At 50.5% G+C, this 20001-nt stretch carries 21 protein-coding genes, 1 tRNA gene and 1 pseudogene; 10 read left to right on the top strand and 13 right to left on the bottom strand.

The annotated features are described in order from the left end of the window. Window positions 1–329: 329 nt before the first annotated feature. The 5 genes from AC1S52_RS30295 to AC1S52_RS30275 all read left to right on the top strand — a co-directional run bounded on the left by AC1S52_RS30295 (window position 330) and on the right by AC1S52_RS30275 (window position 3949). Window positions 330–1001: an ATP-dependent Clp protease proteolytic subunit gene (locus tag AC1S52_RS30295; protein WP_482032773.1), complete on the top strand. Its 672-nt coding sequence runs from the start codon at window positions 330–332 to the stop codon at window positions 999–1001. Window positions 1002–1021: 20 nt separating this feature from the next. Next, the gene (locus AC1S52_RS30290; protein WP_482032772.1) at window positions 1022–1687 is read left to right on the top strand and encodes an ATP-dependent Clp protease proteolytic subunit; all 666 of its coding nucleotides are present in this window, start codon (window positions 1022–1024) and stop codon (window positions 1685–1687) included. A gap of 122 nt (window positions 1688–1809) precedes the next feature. Further along, window positions 1810–2403, top strand: a complete 594-nt coding sequence (locus tag AC1S52_RS30285; protein WP_482032771.1) for an ATP-dependent Clp protease proteolytic subunit — start codon at window positions 1810–1812, stop codon at window positions 2401–2403. 62 nt (window positions 2404–2465) lie between these two features. After that, complete coding sequence (locus AC1S52_RS30280) at window positions 2466–3101, top strand: J domain-containing protein (RefSeq protein WP_482032770.1); 636 nt, start codon at window positions 2466–2468, stop codon at window positions 3099–3101. 353 nt (window positions 3102–3454) lie between these two features. Further along, window positions 3455–3949, top strand: coding sequence for an ATP-binding protein (locus AC1S52_RS30275; protein ID WP_482032769.1), 495 nt, complete (start codon window positions 3455–3457; stop codon window positions 3947–3949). A 30-nt stretch (window positions 3950–3979) separates the two neighbouring features. On the opposite strand, the gene AC1S52_RS30270 is transcribed toward AC1S52_RS30275, so the two are convergent. Next, window positions 3980–4663 carry a GvpL/GvpF family gas vesicle protein gene (locus AC1S52_RS30270; protein ID WP_482032768.1) on the bottom strand — a complete coding sequence of 228 codons (684 nt, stop codon included), beginning with the start codon at window positions 4661–4663 and terminating at the stop codon, window positions 3980–3982. 46 nt (window positions 4664–4709) lie between these two features. Next, window positions 4710–6545 carry a hypothetical protein gene (locus AC1S52_RS30265; RefSeq protein ID WP_482032767.1) on the bottom strand — a complete coding sequence of 612 codons (1836 nt, stop codon included), beginning with the start codon at window positions 6543–6545 and terminating at the stop codon, window positions 4710–4712. A gap of 260 nt (window positions 6546–6805) precedes the next feature. Between AC1S52_RS30265 and lgt the strand changes: the two genes are divergently transcribed. Then, complete coding sequence (gene lgt / locus AC1S52_RS30260; RefSeq protein WP_482032766.1) at window positions 6806–7684, top strand: prolipoprotein diacylglyceryl transferase; 879 nt, start codon at window positions 6806–6808, stop codon at window positions 7682–7684. Window positions 7685–7951: 267 nt separating this feature from the next. Then, the gene (gene cobM, locus AC1S52_RS30255) at window positions 7952–8863 is read left to right on the top strand and encodes a precorrin-4 C(11)-methyltransferase (protein ID WP_482032765.1); all 912 of its coding nucleotides are present in this window, start codon (window positions 7952–7954) and stop codon (window positions 8861–8863) included. Window positions 8864–9073: 210 nt separating this feature from the next. On the opposite strand, the gene AC1S52_RS30250 is transcribed toward cobM, so the two are convergent. From AC1S52_RS30250 to AC1S52_RS30235, 4 genes are all read right to left on the bottom strand, one after another. Further along, window positions 9074–12052 carry a glycerol-3-phosphate acyltransferase gene (locus AC1S52_RS30250; protein WP_482032764.1) on the bottom strand — a complete coding sequence of 993 codons (2979 nt, stop codon included), beginning with the start codon at window positions 12050–12052 and terminating at the stop codon, window positions 9074–9076. Between the two features lie 96 nt (window positions 12053–12148). Next, window positions 12149–12604 (bottom strand): bactofilin family protein, encoded by a 456-nt coding sequence (locus AC1S52_RS30245; protein WP_482032763.1) that lies wholly within the window; start codon window positions 12602–12604, stop codon window positions 12149–12151. 254 nt (window positions 12605–12858) lie between these two features. Further along, window positions 12859–13062 carry a hypothetical protein gene (locus AC1S52_RS30240; RefSeq protein WP_482032762.1) on the bottom strand — a complete coding sequence of 68 codons (204 nt, stop codon included), beginning with the start codon at window positions 13060–13062 and terminating at the stop codon, window positions 12859–12861. 6 nt (window positions 13063–13068) lie between these two features. Next, the gene (locus tag AC1S52_RS30235) at window positions 13069–13773 is read right to left on the bottom strand and encodes a Coq4 family protein (protein WP_482032761.1); all 705 of its coding nucleotides are present in this window, start codon (window positions 13771–13773) and stop codon (window positions 13069–13071) included. A gap of 99 nt (window positions 13774–13872) precedes the next feature. On the opposite strand from AC1S52_RS30235, the gene AC1S52_RS30230 reads away from it, so the two are divergent. Continuing rightward, window positions 13873–14505, top strand: a complete 633-nt coding sequence (locus AC1S52_RS30230) for a TetR/AcrR family transcriptional regulator (protein WP_482032760.1) — start codon at window positions 13873–13875, stop codon at window positions 14503–14505. Between the two features lie 50 nt (window positions 14506–14555). On the opposite strand, the gene galK is transcribed toward AC1S52_RS30230, so the two are convergent. From galK to galT, 3 genes are read right to left on the bottom strand one after another with little or no spacing between them, the layout of a single operon-like run. Next, on the bottom strand, window positions 14556–15614 hold the full coding sequence (gene galK / locus AC1S52_RS30225) for a galactokinase (RefSeq protein ID WP_482032759.1): 1059 nt from the start codon (window positions 15612–15614) through the stop codon (window positions 14556–14558). Continuing rightward, on the bottom strand, window positions 15592–15720 hold the full coding sequence (locus tag AC1S52_RS30220; protein ID WP_482032758.1) for a hypothetical protein: 129 nt from the start codon (window positions 15718–15720) through the stop codon (window positions 15592–15594). The genes galK and AC1S52_RS30220 overlap by 23 nt, the downstream gene beginning before the upstream one ends. 25 nt (window positions 15721–15745) lie before the next feature. Continuing rightward, window positions 15746–16930 carry a galactose-1-phosphate uridylyltransferase gene (galT, locus tag AC1S52_RS30215; protein WP_482032757.1) on the bottom strand — a complete coding sequence of 395 codons (1185 nt, stop codon included), beginning with the start codon at window positions 16928–16930 and terminating at the stop codon, window positions 15746–15748. A 365-nt stretch (window positions 16931–17295) separates the two neighbouring features. On the opposite strand from galT, the gene AC1S52_RS30210 reads away from it, so the two are divergent. After that, on the top strand, window positions 17296–17799 hold the full coding sequence (locus AC1S52_RS30210; RefSeq protein WP_482032756.1) for a hypothetical protein: 504 nt from the start codon (window positions 17296–17298) through the stop codon (window positions 17797–17799). A 310-nt stretch (window positions 17800–18109) separates the two neighbouring features. Here AC1S52_RS30210 and AC1S52_RS30205 read toward each other — a convergent pair whose 3' ends face one another. Next, on the bottom strand, window positions 18110–18442 hold the full coding sequence (locus tag AC1S52_RS30205) for a CRISPR-associated protein Cas4 (RefSeq protein WP_482032755.1): 333 nt from the start codon (window positions 18440–18442) through the stop codon (window positions 18110–18112). Here AC1S52_RS30205 and AC1S52_RS30200 point away from each other — a divergent pair. Beyond that, window positions 18435–18977, top strand: coding sequence for a Uma2 family endonuclease (locus tag AC1S52_RS30200; protein WP_482032754.1), 543 nt, complete (start codon window positions 18435–18437; stop codon window positions 18975–18977). The two genes, AC1S52_RS30205 and AC1S52_RS30200, sit on opposite strands and share 8 nt — an antisense overlap. On the opposite strand, the pseudogene AC1S52_RS30195 reads toward AC1S52_RS30200, so the two are convergent. The 3 genes and pseudogenes from AC1S52_RS30195 to AC1S52_RS30185 all read right to left on the bottom strand — a co-directional run. Continuing rightward, window positions 18930–19109: pseudogene (locus tag AC1S52_RS30195) on the bottom strand (hypothetical protein); the annotation flags it as partial. The gene AC1S52_RS30200 and the pseudogene AC1S52_RS30195 overlap by 48 nt on opposite strands. Before the next feature lie 62 nt (window positions 19110–19171). Then, window positions 19172–19245 (bottom strand) — tRNA-Pro (locus AC1S52_RS30190). A 36-nt stretch (window positions 19246–19281) separates the two neighbouring features. Continuing rightward, complete coding sequence (locus AC1S52_RS30185; protein ID WP_482032753.1) at window positions 19282–19803, bottom strand: GNAT family N-acetyltransferase; 522 nt, start codon at window positions 19801–19803, stop codon at window positions 19282–19284. Window positions 19804–20001 lie beyond the last annotated feature (198 nt).

Here is a 20001-nt window from a genome sequence, read left to right as displayed (position 1 = left end):
GAAGCATGCCAGAACATCAAATTTGTCTCGTTGCGGCAAATCTAATCGTTTCCTGATCACTCCCATCTAGAATCTTTACATAAATTTACAAATCTCACCGAAACGGATTCTTTGCCCTTTGCTCCACATCGGAGTCACCGGATGACATTGTTGATTCTAAGGATAAAAAAGATACGGGAGGATTGAACCTTTGTTTCCATTCATCCTGCTTTTCAGCAATGTCCACCCGATCAACTGTCACGCTAGTATGGATAAGCAGCGTCTTTCGCTACAAAAAAAATCAGGCAACCCGTATTAGGTGACACCCTGTTATGAGGTCTATCCAAGCTATGCAGTCTCAATACTACGGTGATGCGTACTACCGCACTCCACCCCCTGATCTAGCTTCCCTATTGCTAAAGGAGCGGATTATTTATCTGGGGTTGCCCCTGGTTTCGTCTGATGACTTTAAGCGCCAGCTAGGGGTTGATGTCACCAAGTTGATCATTGCCCAATTGCTCTTTTTGCAGTTTTCCGACCCCGAAAAACCCATTTATTTCTATATCAATTCCACAGGCACATCCTGGTACACGGGAGATGCGATCGGGCAAGAAACCGAGGCATTTGCAATTTGCGACACAATTAACTATGTCAAGCCTCCGGTGCACACGATCTGTATTGGTCAGGCAATGGGAACAGCGGCTATGATTCTTTCTTCTGGAACGAAGGGGTATCGTGCCAGTCTGCCTCACGCCACGATTGTGCTGAATCAACCGCGCATCGGCATGGGGCGGGGACAGGCAACCGATATCCAAATTCGGGCAAAGGAAGTTCTGGCAAACAAAGCAGCGATGCTGGATATTCTGGCCAAAAATACAGGGCAACCCCCTGAAAAGATTGCGAAAGAGACAGACCGTATGCTCTATATGACTCCTCAAGTCGCAAAGGAATACGGGCTAATCGATCGCGTCTTAGAAAGCATGAAAGATTTGCCTAAGCCCCTGCCTGCTGGTGTCTCATAAGGTTTTTTGCCACTTTTCCTATGGATGAAATCCTGCGCGTCCCCTACAACGTTCCTGGTAGCCCCTATTGGCAGTGGATTAACATCTACACCCGGTTGAGCCAGGAGCGAATTATTTTTCTGAATCAGCCAGTTTCTACTGGACTGGCAAATTCAATTGTCTCTGCGTTACTGTACCTGGACTCTGATGACCAGACCAAACCCATCTACCTCTACATCAATTCCTATGGAGATCCAGTAGCAGCAGGGATGGCAAACGAGATGTCTGGGATCATGTCAGTGGCGGCTGCCCTGGCAGTGTATGACACGATGCAGCACATTAAATCAGAAATCGTGACTATTTGCCTGGGACAATCGATCGGAATTGCCTCAATGCTACTGTCTTCTGGGACCAAAGGTAAGCGAGGTAGCCTACCCCATTCTATGATTGCCCTGAGCCATCCTCGGACGGCAAGCCAGGGACAGGCAACGGATATTCAAATCAACGCTGAAGAAGTCCTGTCAAAGCAGGCACTCGTTTTAGAAATCCTGTCCCAAAATACGGGTCAACCCAAGGAAAAGATTGCCAAGGATATGGATCGTATGTTTTATATGACTCCCCATCAGGCACAGGAGTATGGGCTAATTGATCGGGTTTTAGAAAGCCCGAAAGATCTGCCTCAGCCAGTGGCGGCGATCGCGGGTTAAGGGGTGAGAAGTTGTTAGCTGTTAGCCTTTATCCCTTACCCACCTCCTAATTCTTCCCTTCTCCTTCTCCCCTCTCCCATTCCTCCTTTCTTCCCCTTTTATCACTTTTCAGGAGTTTCCCTATGCCGATCGGTATTCCGAGCGTTCCCTACCGGCTTCCCGGTAGTCCCTATGAGCAGTGGATCAATATCTACGAACGCCTATTTCGGGAACGCATCATTTTCCTATCTGAAGAAGTTGATGATGGGATTGCCAATGCGATCGTGGCTTATTTGCTCTATCTTGATTCGGATGATCAAACCAAGCCAATTTACCTCTATATCAATTCTCCAGGGGGCTCGGTCACGGCTGGCATGGCGATTTATGACACCATGCAACACATTAAATCAGAGGTTGTGACCATCTGTGTTGGGCTGGCAGCTTCCATGGGCGCGTTCCTGTTAACCGCTGGCAGCAAAGGCAAACGGCTGGCACTCCCCCATGCCCGCATCATGATTCACCAACCTTTGGGGGGAACCCGTGGGCAGGCAACGGACATTGATATTGAAGCCAAAGAGATTCTGCGCATCCGGCGGCAACTGAACGAAATCATGGCAGAGCGCACCGGGCAGCCGCTTGAAAAAATTGAAAAGGACACCGATCGCGACTACTTCATGTCCGCTGAAGAGGCTAAAAACTACGGTTTGATTGACCGAGTGATCGAGAATGTGGGCTAGACCCCTTACTAAATTAGTATGACAATGGCAGAATGCTAATTATTTTGCCATTGTCACCTGTAATGAAACTTGCCGAATGTTACCGATTACTGGGGTTGCAAGCTAGTGCATCATTTGACGACATCAAGGCGTCTTATCGCCGTTTGGCAAGACGATATCACCCGGATGTCAATCCTGGAGACGAACGGGCAAGGGACAAGTTCATGGCAGTGACGGAGGCTTACAAATTCCTGCTATCTACTAGTCTCCGTTCTGAGACGAGTGGCAAAACCGATGCAGTAACTATTGCCCGGACGCAGGCAACCTCAGTCACTGTCAGTCAATCTGGGATGGCGGAGGCTACTCGAGTCGGGGAGCCACGTAAACCAGCCGCCATTCGTCACAACCCTGATCTGTCTCCCTTAGAGCAACAACTGAAGGTCAGTTCCTACCAACAGCTACAGCGGTTATTAAAGGAACAGCGATTTCCCAGGGCGATCGCGCTGGTTGAAGGGCTGGCTCGACGAATCCCCCAGGATCCAGAAGTGTCTCAATGGCAGGCCATTATTTACCAGCGCTGGGGACGGCATCTGATCCAGGAACGCCAGCTTGACAAAGCCCGGAATTACTTAAAGAAAGCTCTGCGTACCGATCCGCACAATCGCTCCCTTTGGGCAGAAGTTGAAAAAGATTTTCGGTATATGGAGCAACTTTTTTAGGGCGATCGCACCGTATCAATCAAAAAGGTTCAAAATGCAGATAAAACACCCCTCCAACGATTGAAAATTCGTATCAAACCTGTTTTTTCGGAGGTACTTTGATACTATAGAAATGGAGGGAATACTTATTGTATTGGTTCCCGATTCAGATTAAACATCTTTTGAATATTTATTTTTTTTGCTTTGCCTCAGAGTTTCTGGGTTATTTAGGATCGACGATATCAATGCCTTAAAAGGTAACTTACCAAGCCGTTGTTAGCTTTGGTATAGCGACAGGTTGATTCTACCGTTTTTCGTCAGGCGATTTTTTTGTTGAATACATCTGTCCACTTGAAAGCTACGGGGTTTTTTGAGTGATTGCTGTCTCATCTCGTCCCGTTAGACGCCAATGGAATACAGTTAGTTTCGCTTCCACGCTCTATCTGATTCCAGTTTTGGATCTGTTGTTAGCTGAAATTCCTCCCCGATGGCGGGCGGAAATACGCCTCGGTCTTCAAGAAGCGCTGGTTAACGCTGCTAAGCATGGCAACAAGCTAGATCCCAGCAAAACTGTCTTGGTTCGTTTTTCCTCTGTGTCAAACCATTATTGGTGGGTGATATCAGATCAGGGGGATGGGTTTAATTTACCCCATGATTGTTGTACGGATCCTGGCAGCGCTAATTTTAGTTCTGCTAGTTCTAGTGATGGTAGTCCCAGTAAGCACCTTCCCTGTGACGAATGGGAATGTGGTCGAGGGATGTACATTTTGTACCAGGTTTTTGACCAGGTTCAGTGGAATTCTAAAGGAACCGAGCTTCGTCTCTCTAAACGGGTTGCAGAAGCTGCGCGCACTCCGCTAGTTACCTGAAAATCTGGTTAGCTGAAAGTGGGTGGTGCTTTAGTTCTCCAGAAAGTGGTAGGGGGGCAACGCTTCTCCCAGACTTAGTTTCCAGTAGGAACACTGATTCTGCCAGTGATCGATCTGTTCAAACAACTGGAATGCCTTTTCTCGGTTGGTAAGCAGGTAAACTTTGACATCACCAGTTTGTTGATGGCTGAATCGATACTGTAAAGAGACCCTGGCTAATTGTTGAAGCAGAGCAGCCTGCTCTGCCTGTTGCAGTGCTTTTTGTTCTAACTGGGTTTGATACTGCTTCTTCTTTGCCATAAAGTAGTCTTTCCCTTTCACCTCGGAAGGAATAGAGTCTTCTAGCGCTTCCATGGGGGTCAGTTTGAGGATGTACTCTGCTTTGCCGTCAAAACGGGACAGGGTTTCTAAATAGTCCTGCTGACGAGCATCCAGATGGGTCAGTAGCCCCTGTAAGGAAGCAAAATGAGTGCCAAACCGTAGCGGTAAGATGGTCGTTTGTAGGAATAGTTCTCGAATGACGCGATCGTGGGATATGACCGCTTGCATTAAGCTCTCGTCCTTTTCCTGCAAAATGCCGAGTTTGGTTTCAGAGAGTTCAAGTTCCACCGCCGCAAACAGAGAGTCTGTTCCAACAATCTGAACTTGATCTTCAATGCCTTTGGGCAAGTCTAGCGATGGGCTGGGCTGGGTGAGAAAAGCGTAGGTATACATCAATCGCTATCAGGGGGTACGGGCTAGGGAATGGTGGTTCACAATCCTAGGGCAGTCTCCATTGGTTTGGAATCAATTCCAGATTGAGAGACAGTTTAAGGGTTCCAGGTTGCCACTCCCGGTCTGTTTCAAGCCATTCAATGGGAGTGACATCCATAAACTGCCCAACTTCTGGGGCAGTGGTACGGATTTGTTGTTGTAAATGACTTATTACTGTTTCAGCTTGGACAGGCGACTGCCAGGAAAAAGTAGACGTTAAATGTTCACCTAAGCCCGATCGCAGGCATAACTGGCAGAGGGTTGTTGGATCTAGCAGGGTTGTTTCAGGGGTAAGGCGTCGTCCTGTTATCAGGTCAATGGTGTATTGAATTGCAGTTGCCTGGATCTGTAAAGCGACGATCAATCTCAGGGTGCCAGATTCCCAGTCTAGCCCTGGTCGAAGCGCTGTAACCTCAACTCCACCAATCAGTTGGGTAATTTCGTAGGAACTGCGGGTGACCTGCCAGAGCATTTTGGGCATCAGTTCGTCGATTAACAGCGTGGGTTGCCCCAGGTCAATCGTTGAGTCCATCCGATAGTTGGCTCGGTCCATTGCCCGCCACGCTTCCTGCACTATCAGCAGCAATCCCTGATCGGTATTTCCGTTGATCGGGGTTGCCTGGAGACGAGCAATCGATCGAGCAAGTTGTTGCTGGAGGATAGTATGGCTCCGATGTTCCGGGGTGCCCTGGTCAGCTAACTGGATGCGGATGGTAGGGGTAGGAATCTGGCGGGGTAATTCAACTACTGACACCCGCATCAGAGGAGATAGATTTTCAACTCTAGGGGCATTTTTGCTCTGGGAGCGTTGGGCAGAGGTATCGTCTTCCAATAGTTCTGCTTCAACCAGGTCTGCGGTAACCAGGGTTGAAAATACCTGGGAGGGTTGGTGGGCGATCGCATCCGGTGGCTGGGGTATAAATTCAACCCCCATTTTGAGCTGAAGTTGTCCGGGTTGCCAAGGCTGTCCGGGTTGCAACAGATTGACCAATAGACCTTCTAGTAGAGGTTGGAGTGCAGGCATTTCTTCTTGAATGGATTGCCCGAACTCTTCTAGCAGGCTCCTGACCTGTCCCATGCTGCCGGATGGGCGATCGAGATCGAGGAGGGTGGGCATTGAGGCTGACTGGTTGGCTTGGGTTGCTGGCAGTATGGGTTCATCGGACTGGAGCCAGTCCTCGTCGTCCAGGAGATTTCCCGGCAGGCAGCCCGTCGCCAGGTCAACACACCAGCCAAACGTAGGTGTGGTTGCTTCCAGCATCACTACCAGGCGCAGCATTCCCGGCACCCAGGTTTGGTTGAACTGGTAATGGTGGGCGTAGATCCCTTCAATCAGATGCATCACCGGGTAAGAACTGCGGGCAACTGCCCAAAGCAGGTAGGAAACCAGCGTTTCAACCGTGACAAACAATGGGGAAAGGTTCGGTACAGGATCGATCACAGGCTGTCCTTTCCCCCCGGACCCCTGTCCTGCCACCGTTGGGTTTCCTGTTGCTGGCGTTTCCAGGGCATCCAGCACCTCATAGGTTTCTTCGCTGACATAGGGCAGGAGCGCTGCTGGAGTCAGAGACACTTCAGGATTCCAACTGTCTGTTGGAGGATCATCTGCTGCCAATGCCGTTGACCGTAAGGAGTGAATCATGGCAACCAGTTGCTCCATTGCCGCTAAGGTGGGGGCAGGCGGAAGGGGGCGATCGACTCCTTCCCTGAACAGAGAACGGTCGGCAAACTTGAATACGGTCTTGCCGATGACTTCACGCCCAGGCGACCCTGAGGCAGGACAATTGTGGTTGTTGCTGGCAGAGGATGTATCAAGAGATGGGGAAGACTGGATCATCACCATTAGGGGTTGAGCAAGGTGGTTACTGAAATCCGACCCTTATAAGGGGGACGCTCACTTTAAGCATTCCCATTTTGCTCCCCTGTCACCCAACACCTGTCCACCAGGCTTTGCTGATTCCGGGTAGAAATTAAAAGTTCAATGGGTCGCGATCGCATCGGAAAGGGGTTATTATTTTGGGGTTTTCAACTCATAAATAATTCTTGACAGATCCCTAGAGCGAATCCTCTGTCGCTGGTTTAATCGTCTCGCTGTTGATTTCTATGCTTTCTCTTGCTGATTTGCCGTTGGCGACTCAATTCACGTCTCCAGGACCGATTATGGTTGACTGGGGACCCCTTTCAATTCGCTGGTACGGGTTCCTGATTGCTTCTGCTGTGTTAATTGGGGTCACCCTGTCCCAAGTACTGGCAAAGCGTCGCCATGTGAACCCTGATCTGATCAGCGACCTGGCTATCTGGCTGGTGATTGCCGCGATCCCCAGTGCCCGTCTTTACTATGTCCTGTTCCAGTGGCAGGAATATGCTCAACAACCAGATCAGATCTTTGCCATCTGGAGAGGGGGGATTGCGATTCACGGTGCTGTGATTGGTGGGTTGATTGCCAGCCTGATTTTCTGCTGGGTAAAGCGCGTTCCTTTCTGGCAGATGGCAGATCTGGTCGCACCGTCCCTGATTTTGGGGCAAGCGATCGGACGATGGGGTAATTTTTTCAATTCAGAGGCATTTGGGCGTCCTACCGATTTACCCTGGAAGCTCTATATTCCTCTAGACCGCCGCCCACCGGGCTATGAAGGATTTGACTATTTCCACCCGACATTTCTCTATGAGTCTCTATGGAATCTCATGGTATTTGCCATTCTCTTGGGATTGTTTTTTTGGGGATTAAAAGCAGGCTCGAAGCTCAAGCTCGGAACATTGTTTCTGGTTTATCTGGTGGCGTACAGTTGCGGGCGGTTCTGGATTGAGGGACTGCGAATGGACAGTCTGATGCTGGGACCGCTGCGGATCGCCCAGGTCGTGAGTCTGGTTCAGATTTCGTTAGGGATTGTGGGTTTGGTCTGGTTATATGGACTGAGGCGATCGCTGCCAGATGTCGTCAATGTGCAAAACTCTGAGGTTAATTCGGACACCTCACCCTAGCGACCCCCCCCTTTTTACTTGAAACAACACCTACTCTCCGAAGGCTTTATACCAAAAGAAAAAACCCTGGAGTGTCCTCCAGGGCTAAATCAGGGTGCATCTACCACTCTATTCTTCTGCTGTTGAGAGAACCATCCGGAAAATTTCAGCCAGGTAGCAAATTTTTCTGGTTTGTTCTTAGGTGTCAGATGTTAGGTGTCAGGTGTCAGGTGTTCCCGCCCTCCCCTCTCCCTATCTCCCCCTCTCCCCTCACTCCCTACCCCTTCTATGAATCATCCATCTGACCATTCTCGTTCTGAGTCTTCTTTGCCTGCTGCGGTATACATTGTGGGGGCGGGTCCCGGTGACCCTGAGTTGTTGACGGTTAAGGCTCAACGGCTGCTGGCACAGGCAGATGTGATTTTGTTTGCCGATTCACTGGTACCAAAGCAAGTTTTACAGGAAGTCCGTTCTGGGGCGGAGTTAGTTCGCACAGCACACAAAACTCTGGAGGAAATTTTACCTCTGATGATTGAGCGGGTGCGGGCGGGGCGATCAGTTGTTCGCCTGCACTCAGGGGATCCCAGTCTTTACGGAGCGGTGCAGGAGCAGATGCAGGCATTGGTCGAGGCGAATATTCCGTTTGAGGTTGTGCCAGGGATTAGCGCATTTCAAGCCGCCGCCGCCCGGTTGCGGGTAGAACTGACGGTTCCAGGGTTGGTGCAATCGATTATTTTAAGCCGCATTAGTGGACGAACCGAGGTGCCAGAGGCTGAAGAACTGGAAACGCTGGCAGCCCATCAGGCGAGTTTGTGTCTTTACTTGAGTGCCCGCCATGTTGAACAGGTGCAGGCTAAACTGCTGCGCCACTACCTGCCCACTACGCCAGTTGCCATCTGTTTTCGATTGGGCTGGCAGGATGAGAAGATCTGGCTGGTGCGTCTGGAACAAATGGCAGAGGTGACGCAGCAGCAGAATTTGATCCGCACCACCCTATATGTGATTAGTCCAGTGCTGGCAGCCGCAACCGTACCAGAGGAATTTTCCTTGCTGGATGCGGAGCAGGACTTGAATAGTCGGCGATCGCAACTCTACAACCCAACCCACTCTCACCTTTTCCGCCCAAAGAATTCCGAGAACCGAGGATATAGTGATTCTCAGACGAGGGCGGTACAAGCTAATCCCGAAACCTCTTACTGAATCAGCAGTTTGCCTGTACACACAAATGAGAACTGCGATAGGCACTTGGAGATCATCGGGATAGCATGGTGTCGGAATAGGATTGATCAAAAAATCCGGATTCGATGCCCTTGAAGGTGTGGTTCTTCTATGAAGCACTCATAGGTACATAACCCGCCGTAAATTTACAGGCGGGTTTTTTGTTGCCTGCTATAGCGTGGTTGCCCCTGGCTACAAAATTTCGACCGTGCCTTGCTGACCGTCGATTCGCACGTTCTGCCCATCTTTGAGCAAGTGAGTGGCATTGTGGATATCCATCACAGCGGGAATGCGGTACTCTCGCGCCACGATCGCCCCATGGGACAATCGCCCCCCCACCTCGGCAATCAGCCCTCCTGCCCTGGCAAGTAAGGGTGCCCAACCAGAATCGGTGTAGGGCACAACCAGAATCGTATCTTTACTAATTTCTGGCGCTGACTCCAGAGAGCGGATAATTCGCACCCGTCCCTCTACCTGTCCCGGACTTGCCCCAATTCCCTGTAGCTGATGGGATGCTTGCCAGGTATGGAGCATGACTGGCGCAGGTGGGTCTTCTCCATACACCAAAAACGGCACCGCCTCCAATTGATGATCTTTCTCTAACTGAGCGCGACGACGGGCAATCAACCCTGCAATCGACTCTCCATCACCGATCGCCTGTTCCGCTTCAATCAGTCCCCGAATTTCATCAAACTCTAAAAAGAAAATATCCCCTTTGGTTGCCAGCAACCCAGACTCCAGCCAGAGTTTTTCTACCGCCACAAAGCTCCAGCGCAACTCCGCCAGCAACCGACTGTAAACCTCCGTCACCCGACCTTTAAGCGTGATTCGACGCTGCACTCGCCTGGTTTTACCCCTCGGTTGTAAGGGCGGGTTTGCCAGCGGTGCTGGATTGAGGCAGAACTGCTTAAACAGTTCCCACATGGGTTCAGGGTTTTCGCTCCAAGTCGGGACCGCAATATCAGTTCCCACTTCGCTGAGGAACCCATAGCGATCGAGCAATTGGTTCAGTTGATCGAGAATAGCCTGTCCACGGGGCGTTTCAGCCAAAGCTGCCAACGGTGAGTCAGCCAGAAAATGCGCCAATGGCGTTACATTGGGTCGCTCCTCTACCCCGCCGCCCCCCTGCTCCTCTACTCCCCCGCTTCCCTGCTCCTCCAACACCTGCCGCGCAGAAAGGGCAAGCTCCTGGAGCGATCGCAACGCTGCCACCTCTGGAGTATCGCGATTGTCCAGATCTTCATCATTGACTTTAGCGATTGCCTTACGGAGGGCTGCACTCAGGGGAGCCAGAATACTGTAGTAAGTGGCAATCTGCAAGTGCTTCAGAATGACATCAATTCGCTCTAGTAACTGAGAAGTGGAAAGTCTAGAAGCGGGAGTCTGGGCAAGGGCGGCAAGGGTGGGAGCAAATCGCTGCTGGTCGTCTTTCTGGAAGCCTTTTTCTAAAGCCAACTCCCGACTGAGTAACCGCAGTAGCCCTGGTAGGTTTCTCACGGTCGAGTTGAGCGGCGGTCGGCTGAACTTTGCACCCCGGGTCAAAAACTCCAGGCTTTCGGGGGGCAACCCCATCCGGAGAAAGATTTGCCCTAACAGGGAAGCATTGAAGTAGGCACGGGAGTAATGCAACGTCGCTGTCTCATTAAAATCCAGCCCCCTGGCACGGTTCGCCAGCACGATAGTAAAAATCTTGCCCCAGACCCCACAGGTTAAGGGACGATTAATCGACCAGGTCAGCGGGCGAATCAATCCTGGAATGACTTCAGCGGCGATTTTGCGGGTCCAGATGGGTAGGAGCGTAGTAATCGGGCGCGTTTGCAGCAGCCAGACGACGGTGCCGTCATAGCTCCACTCAATGTCCTGGGGAATTCCGTGGTAGTGTGCCTCTAGATGGCGAGCCAGAAAGGCGACCTGTTGAATCACCTGGGGCGGAACGGTGCCACTCCCTTCAACTGGCAGAGTCAGATCTGTGGGAAGCCGCCAGTCATTTTGCTTCAGAGCTGCCAGAGCGGAATCGGGCACCCATACCTGATAACTTTCGGGGGTGACCTGTCCAGACACAACCTGAGAGGCACTTCCAGGTAATGCCTCAATGACTACAGCCTCCCCCTGCCGGGAAATTGGATCGCGGCTAAAAGCAACGCCAGAAAAGGTGCCCCGGATTTGTTTTTGGATCAAGACTGTCATTGAGGCGGTGGGTAAGCCGCGATCGCGGCGGTACTGCACAGCCGCCGGAGCATCGTAGGAAGCCAGGCAGCGGGAAATTGCTGGCATCAACTGTTCTCGCCGGGTTACACTCAACACCGTTTCATACTGTCCTGCGGCGGATGCCGTTTCCGAATCTTCGCCAACGGCGGAAGATCGAACGACGAGGGGAAGGCGAGGGGAAGGGTCTAGCAGGCTCAACAAAGGGTCTGGGTCATCGCCGGGAATCAGCACCCACCCCATAGGTACCGGATAGCCCAAACGTTTGAGATGGGCAAGGGTGGCTGCCTTTTGACCCACTTTTTGGGCATCCAGGGATTTGTCCAGGGAAGGAACGGCGCGATCGCCCTGAAAAAACCGGAATACCCCCTGGGAATTGGACTGGGCACCTGCGGATGTCATCTCCAGATCATCAGGAATTTTCATATAAATCCAACCCAACAAAACTGCCAGAGCAATGGTTGCCACAATCAGATCAAGCTCTTGACTATGGAGCAACGCGGTTATTAGTGGAAACAGAACCAGGACACTAAACCGTGCCTGTCGCCGTTCTCGCAGAATTGTAAAACTGATACCACTGATCAAAAACACTAACCCAGCGGCGATCGGGTCATGCACCCCATAACCCCACACCACATTGGTCGTTCCCGCCCCTTTGCCAAACCAGTAGCGCCCCATCACCAGCGCAATCAGCGCTATGATTTCCCAGGCGGGATCTTTTGGGAAAAAAGAGCGGGCAAGTAAGACAACAGCAATTCCCTTGAAAGCCTCAGATAGGACTGCCAAAATTCCAGCTAAACGCCCACCGTGGTAAAACGCGGCTGAGACGCTGACATTGCCAGTCCCAAGCTGCCGGAGTCGTTGCCTGGTCAACCCATAGGTCATCCATTCAATTAGCGGCAAGCCACCCAAAAGCGGGCAGACCGTAAAAATGAGAAAGGCACCCCAAACCTGAGTCAATGTCATGGAACTGATGCTGTGATGGTGAGTAGTGCGTTAACCAAGACAACGCACAATCTACACCCGCAATTATGCGCCTCATAGCTGCACAGAGCCAGCCTGCTAATATCCTTCCTTGGGGTAATACTCATCCGTTGTACCCGCTAGTTCCGGGCGGTTACGACTTCCTGGCAAAGCTTTCACATCCCCCGTTTCGATATATCCCACATAAAAAGCCCCTGCCTCAATACTCAAAGCATTGGCACTTACGTCTCCCTCCAGACGGGCAGTGCGACTCAGCGTTAGGGTTCCCTCCAAAGCCACTCGTGCCTTGAGTACACCATGCACAACCAGGTTTCTTGCCCGCAGTTCTGGCCCCTCAATTAACCCTGTTTCAGATATCACCACGTCGCCCCTGACTTCGACCGTACCGTGGATGATGCCGTCCACTAACAAGTCCCCTTCGACATGCATCGTTCCCTGAAACTCACTATTCGGAGCAATGTAGGTAGGTCCCACTTTCTTAGGCTGTTGCGGACTTTGTTGATAGTTTCGCTGAGGATTTTTTCTTCCAAACATGGTTTCCTTAGAGGGTAAAACTCAAGAACTCAATCCCGCTGACGGACTCTGTACCGCTAACTCATCGAACGCTGTGCGACACATGACACCCATCGTTGCAGAAAATCAAGAAGTTATAAAGTAGGAATTTACAAATCAATCAGCGATCGCTTCCAGCGTACCTTGTGTTGGACTAGAAGTCAGGGGATAAGCGTCCGTGTTTGTAGGGTTTATATAAACACTCTCCATGTCGATCAGTTAGATAGATGGGCAGGTTAGACCCAATATTCAGGTTGGATCAAATCGATCGCGATCGCCAATAAGTTGGCAAAATTGATGCGGCTGTAGAGTTGCCAAAACCGGATCTGGACACGGGTACGATGCTCATCCGTTGCAGTTACTAGATGCCAGAGGGTAAGGACGAGGGGCAACCAGGGATAGGTGAGGCGAACAGTGCGCCAGAAAAATTTGCAAGCCATTTTGATTTAAGCCGTTACAGGTTGCAGATTCAGTTCTACACGCCACTCAGCCAGAGGTTTTTGCCATGCCTCTTCCCATTTCTGGGCAATCAAGGGGCTGGCGGTTTTACCCATCTGCCACCCCTGCGCAATGGCACCCAGCATCAAGTTCAGCGATTCCGGTTGCAGTAACGTCGCACTAATTAAGGCATTAGCAATCAGCAAACCGGACAGCGGCAGTTGAAATTGCGCCAGGTAAAAGGCTTGTAAGCCAATTTCTCCTATTTCGCTGACATAAAATCCGGTAATGATATGCCAGATATCATGAGTCTGTTGCCAACGATATTCGACATAACGGCTATCCGAATCGATCGCGATCGCTGCCTCAAACGGTTGAAACCCCAATTGCCGCATCTGGTGGGCATAGACGTATCCCAAGGACTCTGGGGGATATTGCAGCAATTTCTCTAAATTATGGGGTGGAGCCAGGTAGCGTTCTGCCAGGATAGCCGCAACTTCAGGTCTTGTTCTCATGGAGGCGATCGCTAGTTGGAATGCAGGACTATCGACCAGACTGTGGCTCAAATTCCATACTGGTTCCAGACTGCCACTGTCATCAAACAAGAGCGTTACAAACGCTTTTATCCCTCTCATCGTTTGGACGACAGATTGCAGGGTCGTCCCAGCAGGCAGATAGGGGAGGCGAACAACCAAGGAATGAATGGGCTGCATCAATGACCTCCGGGGATGAAACCCGATAAAATATGAACAACACTCATATTTATAAAATACGAACACCGTTCATGTTTTGTCAAGCAAAGGGGATAGGTAATGACTGACGATCGCCCAAAAGCCTCAACCATGCGTCGTCAGCCCAAGCAGTTACGCAGTCAGGAGCGGGTGCATCACATTCTGGATGTAGCGGAGCAACTTTTTATTGAACTGGGCTATGAGCAGACCACGACACGGGCGATCGCAACTCGTGCAGAAGTTCCCGTTGGATCCCTGTATCAGTTCTTTCCAGACAAAGAGGCGATCGTGCGAGCACTTGCCAATCGCTACTTTGAGCAAGAATATCGGATGTTTGTGCAACTTCATGCAGAACTGGCAGAGGTGGAAATTTCTCTCTATGTGGATCGCATGATTGATGCATTTGTGCAGTTTGCTGATGACCATCCTGGCTATCGTGCCGTTTTGGGACAGTTGATTGACCTGGTGACGGTTGCCGATGCCAATAGGATGAATGAATTCGACCAACGGATGCTGACCGGGCTGGCAGATTTTCTGTCGCGCCGAAATCTTGACCTTGATGCTGCCCGCTGCGAACTCATTGCAACCACTGTATTCAAAGCGGCTAATGAGTTGCTGTGGCTGGCGTTTACTCGCAGTCCAGCGCAGCGACAGGCACTGGTAGCAGAAACCAAAACCCTGATTACGGCTTATCTACAAACCTATCAGGTTTGATTCACGATAAAAAATCTCCAATCCCTTTGCTTGATTGCTCAACAAGTTTTTTAATCCACTAGGATATGTCCTTGATAGCCAGCGTTGTTGTATTGGTTGAGAACCGTTTCTGCGATCGCTTTCCCTGTTCCAGTTTTGACTAAGGCTACACAAGCCCCCCCAAATCCGGCTCCGGTTAAGCGTGCCCCAAAGACATCCGGTGTGGTTTGCAAAATCTCCACCAACTGATCGAGAGCCGGAACCGAAACCTCGTAGTCATCGCGCAGGCTAAGGTGGGAAGCGTTGATTAATTCGCCAAAGGTTGCAGCCGAAATGCCTTCTAACACCTGCAATACCCGGTTATTTTCAGTGATCACATGTCGGGCGCGGCGGCGAATCGGTTCGGGTAAGGATTCTGCCATTTGAGGATCTCTAATATCTCGCAATGCCTGGACACCTAACTGGCGTGCGGCTTCCTCGCACTCTGCCCGTCGCAGATTGTAACCACTGCTAACCAGTGATCGCGCCACACCGCTATCCATCACGACAATTTCTGCCCCGGCTGGCAAGGAAAGCATCTGACGAGCGAGGGTACGGGTATCGAGAAATAGCATGTGTTCCGTATCTGCCAGACTACAAGCCATCTGGTCAAGAATGCCACAATTGACTCCGGCGTATTGAATCTCTGCTTTTTGTCCCAGTTGAGCAATTCTTACATCATCCAGGTCAAGCTTGAGGAGCGATCTCAATCCCCGTAAGGTTGCCACTTCCAGGGCTGCACTACTCGATAACCCTGAGCCGATTGGCACGCAAGAAGTCACAAACAAATTGATGGGGGGAATGGGATGACCTGCTTGCTCTAACACCCGAATGCAGCCATCAACATAGCGGGCAAATCCTGGCGGGGTAGATTCAGCCGGGTTAACGTCAATCCGTTCTTCTAATTCAGCGGAGTAAAAATGGTGGCGATCGTTGGGACTATACCCAATGCAAACGGTTGTCTGCTGGGGAATGGCAATGGGTAAGACAAACCCCTCGTTGTAGTCGGTGTGTTCGCCTAATAAATTCACTCGTCCCGGTGCAGTTGCCTCAACCTCAGGGGTGGCATTAAAAATCTGCTGAAAATCCACTTGCCTGCTCCAAAATATAGCCCTTTTCAAGGGTGTACTTTACCCAGGTGCAAACCGTTGTAGTGACCGCTCCAGCGGCAAGCACAGAGCCGTGCTGCAATTCCAATGTAGGGGAACCTGGTGCCGTTTCACTACCCCAGTTCCACGGGGACTGCCTGCAATTCTTTTGCTTTCTCTTCGGGTAAGGCATCGTTGGCAAACATTCCGGCTGCCAGTTCGGTTCCAGCTAAGTATTTAAGTTTGTCGGAGGTGCGGTAAGGAGGATAAACCTCGGCGTGGAGGTGCCATTCGGGATGGGGGGCGCTGTTGACGGGCGCTTGAAACCATGCCATCAGGTAGGGGAAGGGACGATGCCACAGTCCGTCATACTTTAATGTCACAGTTTTGAGTGCCCTGGCAAGTCCGGCTTGCTGGGCTGGGGTCAAATCTAGAAACGTGGCGACGGGTTGAATGGGGGCAATCCACACTTCATAGGGATAACGGGCACAGACTGGGACAAAGGCGATCGCCCACTCATCCCGGTACACAATTCGCTGATTATCTTCAATCTCTTGCTGAATTAAATCGTGCAGCAACCCCCGTTGATGTTGCTGGTAGTACTGAAGCTGGCACGCCCCCATACGGGCGGGAACTGGGGGGACAAAGGGATAGGCATAAATCTGCCCATGAGGATGGTGCAATGTAACACCCACCTCAACCCCTTTATTTTCAAACGGTAGGATGTACTGAATTTGGGGCTGCTGACTCAGGTTGCGGGTGCGATCGCCCCAGACTTGAAGCAGCAATTGTAAATGATCCAAGGGTAAGGAACTTAGGGAAGCCTGCGGGTCCTGGGTAAACACCACCACCTCACAGGCTCCATTGGCTGGCAAGGTATCAACGATGGCTGGAGGGGCATCTGGCGCAGAGGGAATTAAGGACGGAAACCGATTATCAAACACGGCAATGTCATAGTCTCCTGCTGGCAGTTCGGTTGGAAACTGAGGGTCTTTGGTAGGCGCTAACGGGTTATACGCTGCGGGCGGCATAAACGTTCGCCCCTGGCGATGACTGGCATAAGCCACCCACTCGCCCCGCAGCGGATTCCAGCGCAGGTGAGGGTTTGCCCGAATCGGATCTTTGCCTGGACTGGGAGCGACTATACCTGCGGGAATGGGGTGTCGGCTGTATAGAGTCAGGTGGCGTCCGTCTGGCTTTAAGAGTGTTTGAGAATACATTTTTCCCTGGATGTCATACCGATTCAAACGGTTATTGCTACAAATGACCCCACCGCCTGCGGCACCTCCCGCGCTTCGCGCCGCTGACGCTAGAGCCAACGGAAGGTAGGGAGGGGTTCAATGGGTCGCGATCGCAATTTAAATTGGTGTTCAGTTAACGGTGTGGAGCAGAAGCCCTGAACATTGCGACCTCGTCCACTGTTTGTAACAATACGGTGTATGGTCGTTGCACCGCTAAAACTTTACAAGAATGAGCCTAGCCTCAGGAATGGGACCTCCGTGCCAACTTGCCGATCGCTGATAATGCCACGTCCCTGGTGTGCCGTCAGGAAAGTTTTGAGGTCTACGACCCGTCAAAATTTAGCCATCATTAACTTCCTGGGTATTCGCTATCAGTCAAATTAAATTTGACAGAGTACTAGTAGGCTAGAAAAGCCGACTTTTTGTTCAACGGTGTTCATTTCATGCAAAAGACTCATGCCTTTGCGATCCTTGTTCCTGTCCCAGAGATGCACTTAATTTCTGGGGTGGAGGCAATCGCCGCTCAACTGGACTCTGACGATCTGCCACCCGACCATGTGCCCAAAGTGGCTCTTGGCAGCATGGACTTTGAAGTGTTTGGCGAGGTCGAAAAGCTGCGGGGTGGAAAGGCGATCGATGTCTTTATCTATGCCTCTCATGCCAAAGGGGAGCAACCCTTAAACCCGGAGGTAACCTGGAGAGGATTGTACCTTGGCTATGTGGGTTCTCGTCGAGGTCGCTATCCAGGTAAATCAATTTATCGTCCTGAATCGACGGCTGCCGATCCCCCAACCTGGGCAGTGTTTTGGGAGGTGCAAGGGCTAGAGCCGCTTAAGCGCCGCATCCCAATTGGGAGTTTGCGTGGGAAGAATAAGAAAACAAATTATCAAGCTCGGTTTATTCCAGAAGGTCCTGTTCTGATTGAATATCCTACAATCCGGTCGTGATTGGTAGTAAGCGGCGTAGGTTTGGTGGGGGGAAAGGTGTTGGGTGTTAGGGGCAGGAATGGCAGATAGATTTTCCCCTGTCAGTACTAGATTCTCCAGGTTGTAATCCATTTTTCTTTTTTGGTTTCAGTCCCGTTGAACGGGATTAGGGGTCTGGCGAGGTTTTTCTGATCCATAGGTAATGGTTCGTTTTACCGCTTCAGCATCCAAAACATAATCCGAATCGAGTCATCATCGGATTTAACCAGCTTTTCCAAACTGAATTTGCAATTTAGTAAACTGCACAGTCGTTAAAAAACACTCGAAAAGACTACATTGAGTCCATTTGCCGTAGCCAGAGAAAACGAGTTCGACGTTTGTTGGCAGGGTTGGTGTCTGGCAGGCGATCGCTCCAGACCCATTGTTGTTGGTGAATTTGGATGTCTCCATCTGAAATAGTTTCTTCTTGATTGATGTTGCGATGTAAATGTTGTCCAAGAATAATATGTTCGTTGTCTTCCATTTTTCCTAAGACGTATTCCAAATAGAAACGGCGGGGACAATACTCCCAGGCATTGAGGTATGCCAGGGGCAGGTAATCTTCGGTCATGTGACGCTGTCCTAGAATAGGGGTAGAACTGAGCTGGAAAAAGCTGATGGTCATTGCAGCCGCATCTAAAACAATGTCACTGGAAGTATTTCTAGAAAATCCGCTGGATCGAGTCGAGTGGGTGGATGAGGCGTTAATCGAAAAATCTGAGATGACAGCAAAAACAGGGCGAATTCAAGCACGATTAGCCTACTATTGGCGAAGTCATTTGCTCTCCAGTGGTCAGGGTGGGGAAGTGTATACGGAAACGGCTTGCCGCACCGTTGGGCGAGTTCGTTGTCCTGACGTTGCTTATCTCCCTCCCGATCTCGTCCAACAATTTGGAGACTTCAAAGTATTACCTCAAAGTTTTCCACTCATTGCTGAAATCATTTCTCCTATCGATGAAGCAGAAGAAGTTTTTACCAAAGTTCGCGAGTATCTAGAATCGAGTGCCCAGGAAGTGTGGCTGATTTTTCCAGAGAGCCGCTGGCTGATGATTGTGACCGAGCAATCGCAATCACTATTAAACGAGCAACAATCGGCAATGACTCAACTGGTTTTACCAGGGTTTAGTGTGCCTGTTGGAGAACTGATTGCGCGACGATAGGCGTCTAACTATACCCATGCCCATTAGCGTTTTGCGTCCTACTCCGGTAAAGAGGGCAAAGTCTCCAAGCCTGTTGATTTGCTTAATCATGGGTGGTTCAATATCCCCAATATTTGAAAAGATAAGATCACCGACACAGCCATTAAAAAGCCCTAGAACCTTGACTAGCTCTAGGGTTTACCGATTTCTGAAAATCGGGATGACAGGATTTGAACCTGCGGCATCCTGCTCCCAAAGCAGGCGCGCTACCAAGCTGCGCTACATCCCGTTAACGTTTACCCAGCTAGTATAACCTGCCACTGCCTTAATCGGGATACCAAAACATGCCTTTAATACCCTCTGGGTCAGACATAAATCCTAGATTTCGGTAAAATTCCACAACTTGAGGGTCTGCAAATAGAGTAATGTTGCTAATATCTTCACTCCGCAGCTTTTTGATAACTTGCCTCATCAATGCTTTGCCCAAGCCTTTACCCTGGAAGTCTGGGTGGACTACTACATCCCAGATAGTGGCATTGAAGGCGTGATCTGAGGTTGCGCGTGAGAAGCCAATTAAGCGACGTTGAGTTCCCCGTTGTTCCCACATTGAAACAACCAAAAAGCTGTGCTGAATCGCTTTTTTAACTTTTCGCAGAGGGCGACGGGACCACCCCACCGCATCACACAGTTCTTCAAGCTCGTAGAGGTCAATTTCTCTATCAGTACTAAAAAATATCCGCGAACTAGCGCGATCGCTAGCCGCATCGCTAACGTAAGATTCGACCTGTAATGTCTTAGACACCCCAGGAACATCAGAACTACTAAACAGGCTTTTCCAAAAACCCATGCAACCGTGGTTAAGGTAGTAGAAGTTGGATCACAGTACTAGATAGTATATTCTGCTCTACCTCTTCTTCGCTGCTCTGAAATACCAATCCATTCTCCGGCGACCCAAATTTAAGCGTGGCATTTGAAGCAGTAAGCGGTATAAAAGAGGTCAACTGGGATAGTTTTTAGCACTGACCATCCATTCTTTACCACCCAT

This window comes from Kovacikia sp. CALU 1929 (genome assembly GCF_056784235.1).
Note: the sequence above shows the minus strand (reverse complement) of the source record. Positions and strands in the feature narration are given on the sequence as shown.

Bases quoted from the DNA above. Each gene is read 5' to 3' on its own strand.
- AC1S52_RS30295 (WP_482032773.1), top strand. From the start codon at position 330: ATGCAGTCTCAATACTACGGTGATGCGTACTACCGCACTCCACCCCCT.
- AC1S52_RS30290 (WP_482032772.1), top strand. From the start codon at position 1,022: ATGGATGAAATCCTGCGCGTCCCCTACAACGTTCCTGGTAGCCCCTAT.
- AC1S52_RS30285 (WP_482032771.1), top strand. From the start codon at position 1,810: ATGCCGATCGGTATTCCGAGCGTTCCCTACCGGCTTCCCGGTAGTCCC.
- AC1S52_RS30280 (WP_482032770.1), top strand. From the start codon at position 2,466: ATGAAACTTGCCGAATGTTACCGATTACTGGGGTTGCAAGCTAGTGCA.
- AC1S52_RS30270 (WP_482032768.1), bottom strand. From the start codon at position 4,663: ATGTATACCTACGCTTTTCTCACCCAGCCCAGCCCATCGCTAGACTTG.
- AC1S52_RS30265 (WP_482032767.1), bottom strand. From the start codon at position 6,545: ATGGTGATGATCCAGTCTTCCCCATCTCTTGATACATCCTCTGCCAGC.
- lgt (WP_482032766.1), top strand. From the start codon at position 6,806: ATGCTTTCTCTTGCTGATTTGCCGTTGGCGACTCAATTCACGTCTCCA.
- cobM (WP_482032765.1), top strand. From the start codon at position 7,952: ATGAATCATCCATCTGACCATTCTCGTTCTGAGTCTTCTTTGCCTGCT.
- AC1S52_RS30250 (WP_482032764.1), bottom strand. From the start codon at position 12,052: ATGACATTGACTCAGGTTTGGGGTGCCTTTCTCATTTTTACGGTCTGC.
- AC1S52_RS30245 (WP_482032763.1), bottom strand. From the start codon at position 12,604: ATGTTTGGAAGAAAAAATCCTCAGCGAAACTATCAACAAAGTCCGCAA.
- AC1S52_RS30240 (WP_482032762.1), bottom strand. From the start codon at position 13,062: ATGGCTTGCAAATTTTTCTGGCGCACTGTTCGCCTCACCTATCCCTGG.
- AC1S52_RS30235 (WP_482032761.1), bottom strand. From the start codon at position 13,773: ATGCAGCCCATTCATTCCTTGGTTGTTCGCCTCCCCTATCTGCCTGCT.
- AC1S52_RS30230 (WP_482032760.1), top strand. From the start codon at position 13,873: ATGACTGACGATCGCCCAAAAGCCTCAACCATGCGTCGTCAGCCCAAG.
- AC1S52_RS30210 (WP_482032756.1), top strand. From the start codon at position 17,296: ATGCAAAAGACTCATGCCTTTGCGATCCTTGTTCCTGTCCCAGAGATG.
- AC1S52_RS30200 (WP_482032754.1), top strand. From the start codon at position 18,435: ATGGTCATTGCAGCCGCATCTAAAACAATGTCACTGGAAGTATTTCTA.
- AC1S52_RS30205 (WP_482032755.1), bottom strand. From the start codon at position 18,442: ATGACCATCAGCTTTTTCCAGCTCAGTTCTACCCCTATTCTAGGACAG.
- AC1S52_RS30185 (WP_482032753.1), bottom strand. From the start codon at position 19,803: ATGGGTTTTTGGAAAAGCCTGTTTAGTAGTTCTGATGTTCCTGGGGTG.